General features: G+C 39.7%; 15 protein-coding genes and 1 riboswitch. Of the genes, 11 read left to right on the top strand and 4 right to left on the bottom strand.

The annotated features are described in order from the left end of the window. The first annotated feature begins 29 nt into the window (after positions 1-29). Positions 30-626 (top strand): STM3941 family protein, encoded by a 597-nt coding sequence (locus H541_RS0100405; RefSeq protein WP_022795379.1) that lies wholly within the window; start codon positions 30-32, stop codon positions 624-626. 106 nt (positions 627-732) lie between these two features. On the opposite strand, the gene H541_RS0100400 is transcribed toward H541_RS0100405, so the two are convergent. Both H541_RS0100400 and H541_RS0100395 read right to left on the bottom strand, forming a co-directional pair. Continuing rightward, the gene (locus tag H541_RS0100400) at positions 733-2508 is read right to left on the bottom strand and encodes an ABC transporter ATP-binding protein (RefSeq protein ID WP_022795378.1); all 1776 of its coding nucleotides are present in this window, start codon (positions 2506-2508) and stop codon (positions 733-735) included. Beyond that, on the bottom strand, positions 2495-4279 hold the full coding sequence (locus H541_RS0100395) for an ABC transporter ATP-binding protein (protein ID WP_022795377.1): 1785 nt from the start codon (positions 4277-4279) through the stop codon (positions 2495-2497). Before H541_RS0100395 ends, H541_RS0100400 begins: the two co-directional genes overlap by 14 nt. Positions 4280-4551: 272 nt before the next feature. Here H541_RS0100395 and H541_RS0100390 point away from each other — a divergent pair, with 272 nt between their 5' ends. Then, entirely contained in the window at positions 4552-4800 is a 249-nt protein-coding gene (locus tag H541_RS0100390; protein ID WP_022795376.1) for a SemiSWEET family transporter, read from the top strand. Positions 4801-5008: 208 nt separating this feature from the next. Here H541_RS0100390 and H541_RS0100385 read toward each other — a convergent pair whose 3' ends face one another. Beyond that, positions 5009-5683: an aspartate/glutamate racemase family protein gene (locus H541_RS0100385; RefSeq protein ID WP_026501487.1), complete on the bottom strand. Its 675-nt coding sequence runs from the start codon at positions 5681-5683 to the stop codon at positions 5009-5011. Positions 5684-5957: 274 nt separating this feature from the next. Here H541_RS0100385 and H541_RS0100380 point away from each other — a divergent pair, with 274 nt between their 5' ends. Further along, a complete protein-coding gene (locus H541_RS0100380) occupies positions 5958-6401 on the top strand; it encodes a GNAT family N-acetyltransferase (protein ID WP_022795374.1) in 444 nt (147 codons plus the stop codon). Between the two features lie 123 nt (positions 6402-6524). Here the strand turns inward: H541_RS0100380 and H541_RS0100375 are convergent, their stop codons facing one another. Continuing rightward, positions 6525-7163: a DapH/DapD/GlmU-related protein gene (locus H541_RS0100375; protein WP_022795373.1), complete on the bottom strand. Its 639-nt coding sequence runs from the start codon at positions 7161-7163 to the stop codon at positions 6525-6527. Between the two features lie 261 nt (positions 7164-7424). Further along, positions 7425-7514: riboswitch (TPP riboswitch) on the top strand. 159 nt (positions 7515-7673) lie between these two features. Here H541_RS0100375 and H541_RS0100370 point away from each other — a divergent pair. The 8 genes from H541_RS0100370 to thiD all read left to right on the top strand — a co-directional run bounded on the left by H541_RS0100370 (position 7674) and on the right by thiD (position 13918). Then, the gene (locus H541_RS0100370; RefSeq protein WP_026501485.1) at positions 7674-8237 is read left to right on the top strand and encodes an ECF transporter S component; all 564 of its coding nucleotides are present in this window, start codon (positions 7674-7676) and stop codon (positions 8235-8237) included. Beyond that, positions 8237-9607 carry an ABC transporter ATP-binding protein gene (locus H541_RS0100365; protein ID WP_022795371.1) on the top strand — a complete coding sequence of 457 codons (1371 nt, stop codon included), beginning with the start codon at positions 8237-8239 and terminating at the stop codon, positions 9605-9607. Before H541_RS0100370 ends, H541_RS0100365 begins: the two co-directional genes overlap by 1 nt. 1 nt (position 9608) lies before the next feature. Continuing rightward, positions 9609-10292 (top strand): CbiQ family ECF transporter T component, encoded by a 684-nt coding sequence (locus tag H541_RS0100360; RefSeq protein WP_022795370.1) that lies wholly within the window; start codon positions 9609-9611, stop codon positions 10290-10292. A 66-nt stretch (positions 10293-10358) separates the two neighbouring features. Beyond that, on the top strand, positions 10359-11054 hold the full coding sequence (gene tenA / locus H541_RS0100355) for a thiaminase II (RefSeq protein ID WP_022795369.1): 696 nt from the start codon (positions 10359-10361) through the stop codon (positions 11052-11054). Beyond that, positions 11032-11550: an energy coupling factor transporter S component ThiW gene (thiW, locus tag H541_RS0100350; RefSeq protein WP_022795368.1), complete on the top strand. Its 519-nt coding sequence runs from the start codon at positions 11032-11034 to the stop codon at positions 11548-11550. The genes tenA and thiW overlap by 23 nt, the downstream gene beginning before the upstream one ends. Positions 11551-11596: 46 nt before the next feature. Then, entirely contained in the window at positions 11597-12424 is an 828-nt protein-coding gene (gene thiM, locus H541_RS0100345; protein ID WP_022795367.1) for a hydroxyethylthiazole kinase, read from the top strand. Beyond that, positions 12421-13083: a thiamine phosphate synthase gene (gene thiE / locus H541_RS0100340; protein ID WP_022795366.1), complete on the top strand. Its 663-nt coding sequence runs from the start codon at positions 12421-12423 to the stop codon at positions 13081-13083. Before thiM ends, thiE begins: the two co-directional genes overlap by 4 nt. Next, the gene (thiD, locus tag H541_RS0100335) at positions 13064-13918 is read left to right on the top strand and encodes a bifunctional hydroxymethylpyrimidine kinase/phosphomethylpyrimidine kinase (RefSeq protein WP_022795365.1); all 855 of its coding nucleotides are present in this window, start codon (positions 13064-13066) and stop codon (positions 13916-13918) included. Before thiE ends, thiD begins: the two co-directional genes overlap by 20 nt.

Below are 13918 nucleotides of genomic sequence, written 5' to 3'. Positions count from 1 at the left end.
TTAAATGACAATGAAAGATGCTAGCTATCATGAGCTTCTATCATAATTATCAATGGAGAGAAGAGGAATTAAAAGTGAAGGCGACTGAAGATGTGGGTAAACGGGTAGTAAAAAAGAAGTTAACGAAATTGTATATCACTGCTTTTATTGCTGTAGTGATGACTGGAGTTGCTCTATTTGCTGTTTATAAAGGCTATGAAGAGGATAGACTGTTAGCTCTGATTGTGGCTTTCATTGGTGCTGTTGGTTTCGCGATGATCAGTTTATTAGTTATTCGTCAAATGATGACTGACCGCTATTTGTTAGTAGTTGATGGTCAAGGATTCCATGATTTTTCGTCCCCCAATTCACCTAGATACGTCACTATTGAATGGGATAATGTTATAAGTGTCAGTCTTAAAACGATTATTGATCAGCCAATACTAGCAGTTGTTTTAAAAGATGATAAAGTCTTGTTTGATGAGATGACTAGTGCTCAAAAGAAGGCGGCTGAGGCAAATAGTGGGATGGGCTTTGGGGCAGTTGCAATCAATTGTAAGTTAGCCAAAGACGCCACCCCTGAAGAGCTTCTTGACTTATTTAACCACTATCTAAAGGAACGTGTGGAACAAGTAAAAGAAAATTGATGTTTAACAAATATGAAAAAATAATTCTATAAAAAATAATTCTATAATAGAAGGGTATCAAAAAAGCCAAGGCTACCGCTTAAAACAGTGGTCTTGGCTTCTTCTCTTACTGGGTAATAGCTTGGTCAAATTGGGATTGATAGAGGCGTTGATAAACTTGTCCAAGAGCTAACAGTTCATCATGGGTACCTTTTTCGACGATATTACCGTCTTCTACAACGAGTATTAAATCAGCGTTTCGAATGGTTGAAAGTCTGTGGGCAATCACAAATGAGGTTTTGCCTGCCATTAATTTTTTCATAGCTTCTTGAATCAGTCGTTCGGTTCTGGTGTCAACATTTGAAGTAGCTTCGTCAAGAATCAATAGGTCAGCATCTAGTAACATGGCCCGTGCTATGGTCAGTAATTGTTTTTGCCCCTGGGAGATACTTGTGCCATCTTCAGTTATTTTGGTGTCATAGCCTTTAGGCAATTGTAAGATAAAGTCATGGATATGAGCTGCTCGGGCAGCTGCTTCTACCTCAGCTAAAGTAGCATTTTCCTTACCATAAGAAAGATTTTCGAAAATACTGCCTGTAAAGAGCCAAGTATCCTGTAAGACCATCGCATATTTTTTCCGCAAGCTTCTTCGTGTGGCTTCTTTGATGTTGTAATGATCTAGGGTGATGATACCCTTATTCGGGTCATAAAAACGCATCAGTAAATTGACAATGGTGGTTTTCCCGGCTCCAGTAGGCCCGACGATGGCAATTAAGTCACCAGCAATTGCTTCAAATGAGAGATCATGGATAATCATTCGGTCTGGTTGGTAGCCAAACTGAACATGGTCAAATTCTACGTCCCCATTCACTTCCTCAAAGACATGAGCATTTGGAATATCTTTAACTTCTGGCACCTCATCAATTAAGCGAAAGACACGATCAGCAGCTGCAAATGCCGATTGGAGGTCACTCAAAATATTAGCTAATTCATTGATTGGTCCAGAGAATTTTCGGGAGTACAACACAAATGACGAGAGATTTCCTAAGGTTAATTGTTGGTTCAAAAAGAGCAAAGCTCCCAAAACACTAATCAATGATAGCGAAATATTATTGATAAAGTTGATGGAAGGACCAGTCATACTTCCATAGTATTCAGCATTGTAGTAGGCATCGACGGCTTCTTTGTTTTTCACATCAAAACGCTCAATGAATGTCTCTTCTTGGTGATAGATTTTAATGGTTTGTTGGCCCGTCAAGGTTTCTTCCACAAAGCCGTTGACCTCGCCTAGTTTTTGACTCCTTTTCTTGAATAGCGGTTGGAATTTTTTCATCAAAAACCGCGTCAATAGAATGGAAGCAGGCACTGTGAGAACAAAAACGGATACCATTGGGAATGAAATGATGATCATCATGATCAAAGAGCCAATAATGGTGACAAAGCTACTCAGAATTTGGACGGTATCATTCGCTAAAGATGTATTAATTGTATCGATATCATAATCAAAGCGACTGATGATATCGCCTGTTTGATGTTGGTCAAAGTAGCCAACAGGCAACTCTTGAAGTTTATCAAAGAGGTCTTTTGCAAGCCGATAAGAGATTTTGGCACTTAAGTGAATCATTAAGCGACTGATGACATAACTTAGCACTGATGAGATCACAAAGAAAAGAAGCATTAAACCACAATAGAAATAGACTCTGGAAAAATCGACTTTTCCTGGTCCAAGTTCAATCGCATTGATAGCATAACCTGACAGTAGTGGACCAAGAAGAGCCAAGAGATTACTCATAATCATGAGAGTAGCTGCTAACAACAGTGTCCATTTAAATTTGTAGAGATAGCCCCATAACTTCTTTAAGGTCTGTTGATGATTGCTAGTATCTTTTTTAAATAGTTTCATCTGTGACAGTCACCCCCGTTTGTTCTTCATAGATTTCTCGGTAAGTCGTGTTATGGGACAGAAGATCTTGGTGATTACCTGATCCAATGATTGTTCCGTGGTCTAGCAATAATATGATATCAGCATGTTGAATGGAAGCTATTCGTTGAGCGATAATCACCTTTGTTGTATTAGGATAATCCTGTTTGAGGACTGTCCGTAATTTAGCATCTGTTTGATAATCTAGGGCACTAGAAGAATCGTCTAGTATTAAAAATTCTGGCGATCCTGCCATTGCTCTTGAGAGAAGAACTCGTTGTTTTTGGCCACCGCTCAAGTTGTTTCCCTTAGCCTTTAGACGATAATCTAGTTTTCCAGGAACCTTATCAATAAATTCTTTTGCTTGGGCATGATCGATGCTTTCTAACAAATCTTCTGTCGTAAAGTGTCTGCCAAACTGGATATTGTCAGCAATTGACTGGGAAAATAAAACGTCTTTTTGTAAAACAACACCAAATTTTTGATGTAAGTCAGCACTTTGAATGGTCCGAATATCGTGACCGTTGATCAAGATTCTTCCTGATGATACATCATAAAGTCGCAAGAGCAATTTAGCGATAGTTGACTTGCCACTGCCGGTAGGTCCAATGATACCGATGGTTTGACCACGTTTTAGGCGGAAATTTATATTGGATAATGTCTTCTTGCGATTGTTAGGATAAGTGAAGTCTACCTGTTCAAAGACTAAGTGGTCAGATATATCGGTCCTAATTTGGTCACTAGAGTCACTGGAGATAGAAGGAAGATGGCTTTTAGCTTCAGCCTCTTCTGGTGAGATTGGCTCTAATTCTGGTGTTTTCACCAAGACTTTATCAATCCGGTTGGCAGAAGCTATTCCTCTTGTGAAAATAACGAAAATCCGTGTGATATTGAGCATTGCGGTTAAAATAATCGTGAAATAGGATAGAAATGCGATGATGACACCTGGTTGAGTCAGGTTTGCATTGACACGAAAAGCACTGACTAAGACGACTAGAGTGAGACCGAGGTTAAGAAATAGATCCATCAAAGGTGGAGTAGCAGCCATTGTTGTCCCGGCCTTGATTTGAGAGTTAATGAGATCGCGATTAACCTGATCAAATCGATTGATTTCATAATCACCTTTAGAAAGAGCCTTGATCACCCGAGCGCCAGAGATATTTTCTCTGACTACTCTGACCAGACGATCAATTTTAATTTGGACTTGTCCATATAATGGGATTCCTTTTTTAGAGATGATCGTTGTGACAATGATTGTTAAGGGCATAATAGAAACGAGAACAAGAGTTAAAACAGGATCAAGAGTGGCGGTAATCGCAATCCCACCGATTAATAGAATTGGGGCTCTGATCCCAATCCGTTGCATCATCCCGATAGTTTGGTGGACATTATAGGTGTCACTTGTCAGGCGAGATACGAGAGAAGGAATCCCAGTTTCGTCGATTTGTGGGATAGAGAGGTAAGAAACGGTCTCAAATAAATCATGCCGGATCGTCTGTGTGGCATCTCGCGCAACACTAGAGGCCATGCGATTGGCAATGACATTGCCACTAATGGCAAAAATAGAGCAAATGACCATAATACCACCCCAGAGAAAAACGACTGAAACATTTCGCTGTGGAATCACTGAATCGATAATATAGGCCAAGATCCAAGGTAAGAAGAGATCCATTATAGTTCCTAAAAATTTGATTGTCGTGCCAATTGCCATCCGTTTAAAAAATGGGCGAAGATACTTGAGTAATAATGTCATGGAAAAACTCCTTATCTAAACAACAGATGATCCGTTGTTAGAGTAACTGTAAACAGCGAATAAATGGGTTATAAGTGAATAAATGAATTATAGATGAATAAGCATGTTACAAGTGAATAAGTAGGCTATAAGTGCCAAATAGTATGGTTGTTATAATAGTGATCAAAGAAAAAACAGTAAAAAAATGATTTTAAAGTAAAATGTGTTATGATATTAAGCATAAAGAGGAGAGATGATAATAGATAGATGAGATCAAAATCTCACAGGAAAAATTGACAAAACTCGGATGGGTCGCTACTGCAACGTCATTTTTGATGTACATAGCGTATATTCCCCAAATCATGAAAAATGTGAATGGTGACCCTGGTAGCTCGATTCAACCACTTGTAGCAGCTATCAACTGCTCACTATGGGTCTTTTATGGCATCCATAAAAAGAAGAGAGACTGGCCACTTGTCATTGCCAATGCACCTGGTATTGTGTTGGGATTGATTACTTTTATAACAGCAATAAATCAATAAAACCTAAAAAGCTAATGAAGCTAATAAGCTAATAAAGGTAAAAAGGGTAAAAAAGCATTAAAGTCAAAAAGCTTTAAAGGCTAAAAACATTAAAGGTAAAAACAATAGATTGATAAACGAGCAAACCAAGTCTGTGATAGGACTTGGTTTGCTTTTTGATGATTTAGTTAATGATGATAGAAATGATGATGCTAGTGACCTGAAAAATCTAGTGCTTATCTGTGGTTTTGAAGTATTCAATCATTGTTTCAATCATCGCTTCTCCAGCATCGATACACGGTAATTCGGTGTATTTTTGATAATCTGCCAGAAAGTAGGGGAAATGGGTGCAACCGATGATGATAGCTTCTGTACGGTTGTTTTCAAAGAAGGCAATTGTCTCTAGTAGCCCATAACGCAAAATGATTTTAGGTGGTTCTAGTTTTTTCTCAACAGCTTCAACCCATGAGATATTAGCGACTGTCAATACACTGATCTTAGGATTAGAGTGTACCATCACTTTCTCAATACCAGCGCTACCTTGTGCATTTGCCGTCAATACACCAACTTTTTGATAGTGATGGGCAATGTCTTTGTAGATCATAAATGGGGTGACGATAGGGATATTTAAAGTATCTGCTAACAATTCAAAATCGATGGCACTACTTAAAGAATTGCAATAAACAAACAGATAACTGACGTTTTTTTTCTTGAGTACATTCACGATTTTTTTAATAGCTGCGTGTCTCTCATCATATGATCTTGTTTGAAATAAGGTTTGTTCGCGTGGGTTCTTTGAAATAGAAACGGGGATGATTTGTTGAGAGGACAGACTACTGGCTTTGATCAAATTGACTCCCATTTCTGTGTCAGTCGGTGTCCCCGCCATCACTGCTATACTCACGTTGATCATCTCCATCGCTAATTATTAAGTAAACTAGCATTATTGTATCAAACTTTACAGAGTCATGTGGATAAAACGCTTATCTTTTACCAATTGTCATGTGGAAGTTAAAGAAAAGTGATGGTATGTGAGTGAGCAATCGTATGAAAAGTGAGTTGTTGTATATAGTGTTAGATAAAGTAGAGAGTTGTAGTATATAGTGTTAGATAAAGTAGAGAACTGTAGTATATAATAGAATGAGTTGTATCTCATAAAATCAAGAGGAGATGTATCCATGATTAGGCCTATCAAACGAGAAGATTTGGCTACTATTGCAGAAATAAATGCGATAGAGTTAGGGTATTCAGTCCCAGGAGAAGTAGTCGAGAAACAATTTAACACCGTTATTTCGGATTCTAATCATATTGTATTGGTTTATGTTGACGATATGAATCAAGAAGTCCTCGGGTATGTTCATGCTGAAAAGTATAATACGCTCTATTCTGACGAACTATTGAATGTTTTAGGTCTGGCTGTTACGACTAAGGCTCATCATAGGGGGATTGGCAAGCAATTGATGCAGGCTTTAGAAGATAAAGCAAGGGCACGAGGTATTTGGAGTATCAGGTTGAACTCTGGAGAAGAGAGGCATGAGGCACATCGGTTTTACGAACATATTGGTTACGTCTCTCCTAAAAAGCAAAAAAAATACTTCAAGGATTTGAGAAACAAGTTATAGTTTGGAAACAGGTTATAGTCTGAAACACAAAGAAGGGACGCACTTTTGAATAGTGTGTCCCTTCTTTGCTCTATCTTTTTTATTCTATCGTAGTTATTCTATCCTAGTTATTCTATCGTTTTTCTACTCGTTTTTGGTCTCGTCGTAGTATTTTTTGACGAAGGCATCAATCGGCATTCGCAAATCATCATAGCGTTCTTCTAATACTTTTCTGTCCCAATCCCACCATTTAATCGCCAATAATTTATCTGCAATTTCTTTTGGAAATCTTTCTTTCAGGATTTTTGCTGGGATACCTCCGACGATAGTGTAGGGTGGAACGTCTTTTGTCACTACTGCTCCGGAGCCAATGACTGAACCATCTCCTACGGTGATACCTGCTTGAATAATAGCCCCATGACCAATCCAGACATCGTTTCCGATGATGGTCGTATTAACGCGTCGACCGCTCAGAAAGTCTTGATCCGCTTCTGGAAAGCCGTAACCACCCCCGTTATAGGCAAACATGTGTTGGGAAGGGCGATCATAAGGATGATTGGTTGGTCCAATCCGAATCATGGCTGCCATACTGACAAATTTGCCAATCCGAGTATTTTGGATGAAACAGTATTGTCCAGTATAGGTATAATCGCCGATATATGAATTATCGATAAAATTTTGATCCCCAATCTCGACATATTCGCCGTAAGTGGTGTCTTTTTGTTCACCATTCTTACCAATGACAGGGTGATCTTTATAAAGTTTCACTGTATCTATATGCAACTGAAAACAACTCCTCGTACGATTCTAGTCTAATTGATTTCTTTTAGCATTATCACGGCTAGAATTCTCATTTTTTTAAGTTTATACGACTAGATTGTAAATAGCAAAATTTTTGTCAAAGGCTATGGGATAAAGCATTTTTACCGTTAATTTGCTAGTTAGTTAGCAGTAAATTGATGACAAAAACTGTAAAACGGTTACAAATATTGGAGCAAAGTATAGTTATCGTTTGTGAAATGTGCTAAACTTAGGCTACATTTGAATAAACACTTGGGGTGCGTAAAAGCTGAGATTATACCCATTGAACCTGATACAGTTAGTACTGTTGCAGGGAGATGTGTCGCATAGTATTGTTATGAGCTATTTTTACGTACTCGACTCTATTTATTATAGGGTCGGGTATTTTGCGTTGTAAAGAGTTAACAGACTATCATCCACATAATAACTCATATTATAACTCATTTGTGCGGTTCCAAGTTTTATTTAGATAGTAAAGAGGAGGGTATTATGATGGATAATAAATGGACATTGCAACAAGTTGTTTTCTTGGCATTTTTAGGGTTTTTATTTGGAGGTGTCTTCATGGGCGCCGGTTTTCTTTACGCTATCTTGTTATCAGCATTAACACCAATGGGCTATAGTCCGTTTGCCAATGAAATATTGTTTGGCTTATGGACGATGGCAGCCCCTGTTTCAGGCATGTTGATCCGGCAAAAAGGAAGTTCAGTTTTGGGTGAATTGTTAGGGGCTCTAGCTGAGATGTTGTATGGTTCTTATTTTGGACCAGGTGTTTTATTATCGGGATTGATCCAAGGTCTAGGAACGGAATTTGGCTTTTTCATAACGGGCTACAAACGCTATGACTATGTGTCATTACTTTATGGTGCCATCGGTACGACTGTCTTCAGTTTTGTGTATGAATTCTTCAAGTTTGGTTATGGGACATATGGTATTGGAATGGTCCTAGCCTTGTTCGTAGTCAGATTTATATCGGTTAGTTTCTTTGGTGTCATCGTGACAAAACAAATTGTCACTATTTATGAAAAAGCAAGTCGGACTGCGGTGGCTCATTGATGCAAGGAATCACTTTACAAAATATCACCTTAGAAAAAGATGATAAACTTCTTTTTGATCATCTCAACCAAGAAATTAAGGGTAATCAATTGGTGTTGTTGAGTGGTGATAGTGGGTCAGGTAAGTCGACCTTAATGCGGATGATTGCGGGTTTTGTTTCAAGTGACTATGAGGGTCAAATCCTAGTGAATGGGGATCTACAACTGCATCGGTCGATGTCTGATAGAGCACGGAATGTTGGTATGGTTTTTCAAAATCCGGATCAACAGTTCACGATGAAAACGGTAGAAAAAGAATTGATTTTTGCACTAGAAAATATTGCCTTAGACCCTAGTGAGATTGATCGAAGGATTCAAGAAATAGTTAACGTCATGGGTTTGGACCCGTTATTACATCGTGAGATTAACACTCTCTCTGGTGGGGAGAAGCAAAAGTGTGCAATAGCCGTGATTCTTGCTATTGGAGCTCCCATCGTTTTATTAGATGAACCCTTTTCAAGTATTGATCCGGCCAGTCGTCAGGATTTAATGGTATTGCTTGGAAAACTCAGAGATGAGGGTAAGCAAATTTTGATCAGTGATCATGACTTTTCAGGCTACCAAGAGATTGTAGATCAAGTACTTGTTTTGTCAGGTGGGCGATTGACCGAAACCAACATCAAAGAACTACTCTTAAAAGACAAAACCCCTCGATTGTATCAAGCAGGATTTGAATCCCCAGTTCTGTTTGGTTTTAGGGATTGCTCGATTACTAGAGGGGAAAAGACTTTGCTTGCTATCAGTGATTTTTCCTTGAAAGAAGGTATCACAACGCTAACCGGCGATAATGGAAGTGGCAAATCAACACTTTTAAAAGCAATGGTTCAACGGCAAAAATATCGGGGCAAAATGCTCTATCACGATCGTAAGCTCAAAAAATCGGTTCGTTTATTTTCTCAAATGAGTTTAGGGGTCCAAGCCTCTGAACGACAGTTTGTGACGATGACGCCACAAGAAGAAATAACCTATAATATTGATCTTTCGGATGACTTAAAGGCAAAGCAACAAGAAGCATTCCATTATCTAGGAATCAGCAATAAGCTTGAAAAAAGCATCTACCAATTAAGTGAAGGCCAGAAAAAAATGGTCCAATTGATTGCGATGCTCAGTTTACCACTCGATTTTTTGTTATTAGATGAACCGTTTAGTGGTTTAGATGAACGAGCTTGTTCCTATTTTGTTGATTGGATCAAAGAAAAATCACTCGTCGCTAAACAAAGTTTCTTAATTGTTACCCATCGCTTAGATCCGTTAGATGGTATTAGCCATTACCATGTCAAATTGGAAAATCAATCCTTAAGTTATAATTCAGTAGGCGAGGGGGAACGCTAAAGTGGAAATCACAAGCAGTTATAAAGGTATTAAAACAAAAGCAAGTTATGTTCTACCTTTAACCGTCCTGATCTTTCTATTTACGATAGAAATTTCCTTTACCAGATCCATCACCTTGAATGTTTTCTTGGTGGGTTCGATTATGGTCTATTTAGTCTGGCAAAGAAAACTTGCTGCTACTTTAATGGCCTTGTTTCTTCCCCTAATCCCGGCCTTAGCAACATTTTGGTCGGTTTATGTCAATGGCAGTGGACTCACAGACGCCTGGATCTTGTTTAGCCGTACTTTCGCTTTTGCGGGTCTAGGGATTCTTTTCTTAGTAGGGATAGACTTGGAGGAGTTGCTGCTAAAGTGTGAAGAAATGGGCATGCCAAAAAACTTTGTTTACGGAATTTTAGTGGTCGTCAATGCTGTCCCTGAAATCTTGAGAGAAGTGTCGGAGATTGAAGAGGCTAGCTTGCTTAGAGGAAAGAAACTTCATTTTTGGTCTAGTCTGGTGTATGTCAAAGTTATTTTTGTTGCCTATTCGTTTAAGAATCGTTACACAGAAGCTATGTATTCACATGGTTATGATGAAGACGGGACGAGAACACACTATGAGCGGCTGGTAACCCCACGCTGGTCTTGGTTGGCGATGTGTCTCTATTTCGTCGTGAGCCATATAGTTTGGCTTATCCAGTCATGATTAGTTACTAGTAGAGCTTGAGCGTATTAAGAAGCGAGAACTGACTATAAAAGGAGGAATTAATCAGTGTCTTTTACAACCATTGCAAGAAGTAAAACGGAGCCATATTGGGAGGGAAGTTTTGGTCATCCCTTCATCAAAGAACTTCAAAAAGGTAGTTTAGATGAAAAAATCTTTCGTTATTATCTGATCCAAGATGATTATTATCTTATGCATTTTAGTCGTTTATATCAACTTGTTGGCGATAAAGCAGACGATCAATACTTAAAAGACTTGCTCTATACGAATGCACATGATTTGAAAATAGGAGAACAAGCGATTCGCGAGGTATTCTTCGATCAGCTTGGCATCGACCCAAACGCCTCAAGTCATACAAAGATCGCACCAACTGCCTATCATTATGTGTCGCACATGTATCGACAACTCAGTGAATCAAATGCAGCTATCGCAGCTGCTAGTTTGCTGCCATGTGCTTGGTTGTATCATGATATAGGGGAACAGTTGATCAAGCAAGGCTCTCCTACGCCCATTTATCAACAATGGATCGAAACGTATGCAACAGAAGAGGCTACCCAAAAACTCAATTCGGAATGCCAAGTTTTGAACCGTCATTATGACAACAGTTCACTAGAAGATCAGCAAAAGATGGTTAATGCCTTTGTGATTAGCAGTCAGATGGAGTATGCCTTTTGGGAAATGGCCTACACTTTTGAAACATGGCCGGAAGGGAACTTAGATTATGTCAACACGATACAATACTAAAAAACTTATTATACTCGCCATGATGATTGCTTTAGATGTAGTGCTATCCCCCTTATTTCGTATAGAAGGGATGGCGCCAATGTCTAGTGTCATGAATGTGATTGGTGCTATGTTACTTGGCCCTTTTTATGTCACGGTGATGGCAACCGTCTGTGGCATTATCAGAATGACTTTATTGGGCATTCCACCGTTGGCTTTAACAGGAGCAATTTTTGGAGCGTTACTAGCAGGTCTCGGCTACAAGCATTTTGGGAAAAGTATTTTTGGCGCGATGATAGGGGAGATACTTGGAACTGGATTGATTGGGTCTTTAGCGTCCTATCCAGTGATGGTTTGGTTTACCGGAGCCCAACAGGAACTCTATTGGTTTGTTTATACCCCTCGTTTTTTTGGTGGTGCAATATCAGGATCAGTGATTGCCTGGTTGTTTTTCTTCAAGTTAAAAACGATCAAGATTGTTAAAGACATTCAAACGTTATTTTGGATGCATGAGTGAGTAATAGTCAGTTGAACTGTATTAAGCATGAATGGGAGTGATTCATTTGTCTGATCTAGCGTATTTGGTTAATGAAGCTAAACAAAATTTACCCTTAAAGTCACCCGTGTTAGTTCACTGTGTGACGAATGAAATCACCAGTGAACTTGTTGCTAACGCGATTCTTTTTGTCGGTGGGAAACCGGTAATGGCTGATGATCCACGAGAATTTAGAGATTTCGCTAAGCATACTGACAGTCTTTTATTGAACTTGGGACATTTGTCAAAAACGAAACAAAGCGCTATCGTCAAGGCTGGTTTAATAGCCTATTCGCAGTCAAAGCCCATTGTTTTGGATCTAGTTGGAATCCAGTCATCGTCTCTCCGATATAAAATTGCGCATAGACTGAGTAAAGTTCACCCCGCGGTTATCAAGGGGAACTTTTCAGAGTTGAGGGCATATTGTAATCTTCATTCTACAGCAAAGGGTGTCGATGGTTCAGAGGCAGATCAAACGCCAAAAGCCATCACTGAATTACGTCTGGCGTTAGAAGCGAGGGCACGAAAAAATCCGCAAACACTTTATCTCGCTACTGGAGCGACTGACCTGCTCGTCTGTCAAGAAACGAGTTTATTGCTGATAAATGGTGTTAGCGAGTTGGAATGTTTCACTGGTAGTGGGGACTTGTTAGGTGGGTTGATTGCCGCTTTATTAGGGGCGAAAATAGATCCAATATCAGCAACTGTGACGGCCGTCAGTTACCTGAATTGCTGTGGTGAAATTGCACAGTCAGTTACAACTGGTCTTGCAAGTTTTCGCCATGAAACACTCGATCAATTATCGCTATTGTCTCAGAAAGATTGGAGCAGCCGCATAAAGGGGAAAATCGTATGAGTCTTTTACCATATACATTGTATCTTGTTACTGGTCGATATACTTTCGATGAGGAAGCATTTTTAAAACGTGTAATAGAAGCCTGTGAGAATGGCGTAACAATGGTTCAGTTAAGGGAGAAGGATATCACAGCAGCTGATTATTTTAAGTTAGCTCAAAAAGTCAAGGCAATCACTGACCGCTACCACTTGCCGCTAATTATTGATGATCGGGTGGATATCTGCTTAGCAGTTGATGCTAGTGGGGTCCATATCGGAGATGAGGACCTTCCGGTTGATATCGTCCGTCAGTTATTAGGACCAACTAAACTGATCGGAGTATCAGCAAAAACGGTCGATAGGGCAGTTGAAGCAGAGCGTCTAGGAGCTGATTATTTGGGGACAGGTGCTATTTTCCCGACAAAAACCAAGGATAAAGCACCACTCACATCACTAGAAACCTTGGCAGCTATTTGTGAGGCTGTGGCTATTCCGGTTGTTGCGATCGGCGGCATCAAAGAACACAATATCAAGACATTTGCTGGGTCAAAGATTGCAGGACTTGCCATCGTCAGCGATATTATGACCGCTGTAGATGTTGCTCAAAAAACTAACAAAATCAGAAGTCAAATCGATCAGGTTATCGGGAGGAGTGAAACAGATGACATCGAGTCAAAATAAAATAGAAATAAATACAACACCACAAGTCGTGACTATTGCTGGTTCTGACTCAGGTGGTGGCGCAGGGATACAAGCAGATTTGAAGACTTTTCAAGCCCGTCACGTTTTCGGAATGAGCATCGTCATTGCGTTAACAGCGCAAAATACGATCGGGGTTCAAGACAGCCTGGCAATTCCAAGTGACTTTATCTCAGCACAATTCGATTCACTAGCTGCTGATTTCAAGATTAAGGCCTGTAAAACAGGTATGCTGGCAGATAAAGCCCATGTGTTGACGGTTGTTGACAACCTTAAAAAAGTGGACTTTGGCCCGTTAATTGTCGATCCAGTCATGATTGCTAAGGGCGGGCATCCTTTGCTAAAAGAGGATGCTATCGATACTATTAGAACAGAATTGCTCCAAATCGCCCATGTCGTTACCCCTAATCTGCCAGAAGCTAGTGTATTGCTCGACAAGGATATCACCACTGATGATGATATTAAAGAAGCAGCCCAGCGGTTACAGGAAATGGGCGCTAAAAATGTGATTATCAAGGGTGGACATGCACAAAGTTCTCTGTCAAAGGACTTTGTATTACTTGAGAACAAACAGGCATTCTGGCTAGAATCCAAACGGGTCGATACAGTTCGCACCCATGGGACTGGTGATACTTTTTCAGCGTGTATAGCGGCTGAACTAGCTAAGGGATTTTCAGGTGAGGAGGCCATCGTAACTGCCAAGAAGTTCATCCAAGGAGCTATTTCTCAAAGCATCTCCGTTGGTCACGGTCATGGGCCGACCAATCATTGGGCCGAATTAGATGAGGATATCACAATAGTTCCAGTCAAGCCATAG

The sequence above is a fragment of the Bavariicoccus seileri WCC 4188 genome, assembly GCF_000421665.1.
Taxonomy (GTDB): Bacteria; Bacillota; Bacilli; order Lactobacillales; family Aerococcaceae; genus Bavariicoccus; species Bavariicoccus seileri.
This window is presented reverse-complemented; position numbering and strand designations above follow the sequence as displayed.

What these genes read in the sequence shown, in the direction of transcription:
- thiE (WP_022795366.1), top strand. Translation starts at nt 12,421, where the DNA reads ATGAGTCTTTTACCATATACATTGTATCTTGTTACTGGTCGATATACT.
- H541_RS0100370 (WP_026501485.1), top strand. Translation starts at nt 7,674, where the DNA reads ATGGATAATAAATGGACATTGCAACAAGTTGTTTTCTTGGCATTTTTA.
- thiD (WP_022795365.1), top strand. Translation starts at nt 13,064, where the DNA reads ATGACATCGAGTCAAAATAAAATAGAAATAAATACAACACCACAAGTC.
- H541_RS0100400 (WP_022795378.1), bottom strand. Translation starts at nt 2,508, where the DNA reads ATGAAACTATTTAAAAAAGATACTAGCAATCATCAACAGACCTTAAAG.
- thiW (WP_022795368.1), top strand. Translation starts at nt 11,032, where the DNA reads ATGTCAACACGATACAATACTAAAAAACTTATTATACTCGCCATGATG.
- H541_RS0100395 (WP_022795377.1), bottom strand. Translation starts at nt 4,279, where the DNA reads ATGACATTATTACTCAAGTATCTTCGCCCATTTTTTAAACGGATGGCA.
- H541_RS0100365 (WP_022795371.1), top strand. Translation starts at nt 8,237, where the DNA reads ATGCAAGGAATCACTTTACAAAATATCACCTTAGAAAAAGATGATAAA.
- H541_RS0100380 (WP_022795374.1), top strand. Translation starts at nt 5,958, where the DNA reads ATGATTAGGCCTATCAAACGAGAAGATTTGGCTACTATTGCAGAAATA.
- H541_RS0100405 (WP_022795379.1), top strand. Translation starts at nt 30, where the DNA reads ATGAGCTTCTATCATAATTATCAATGGAGAGAAGAGGAATTAAAAGTG.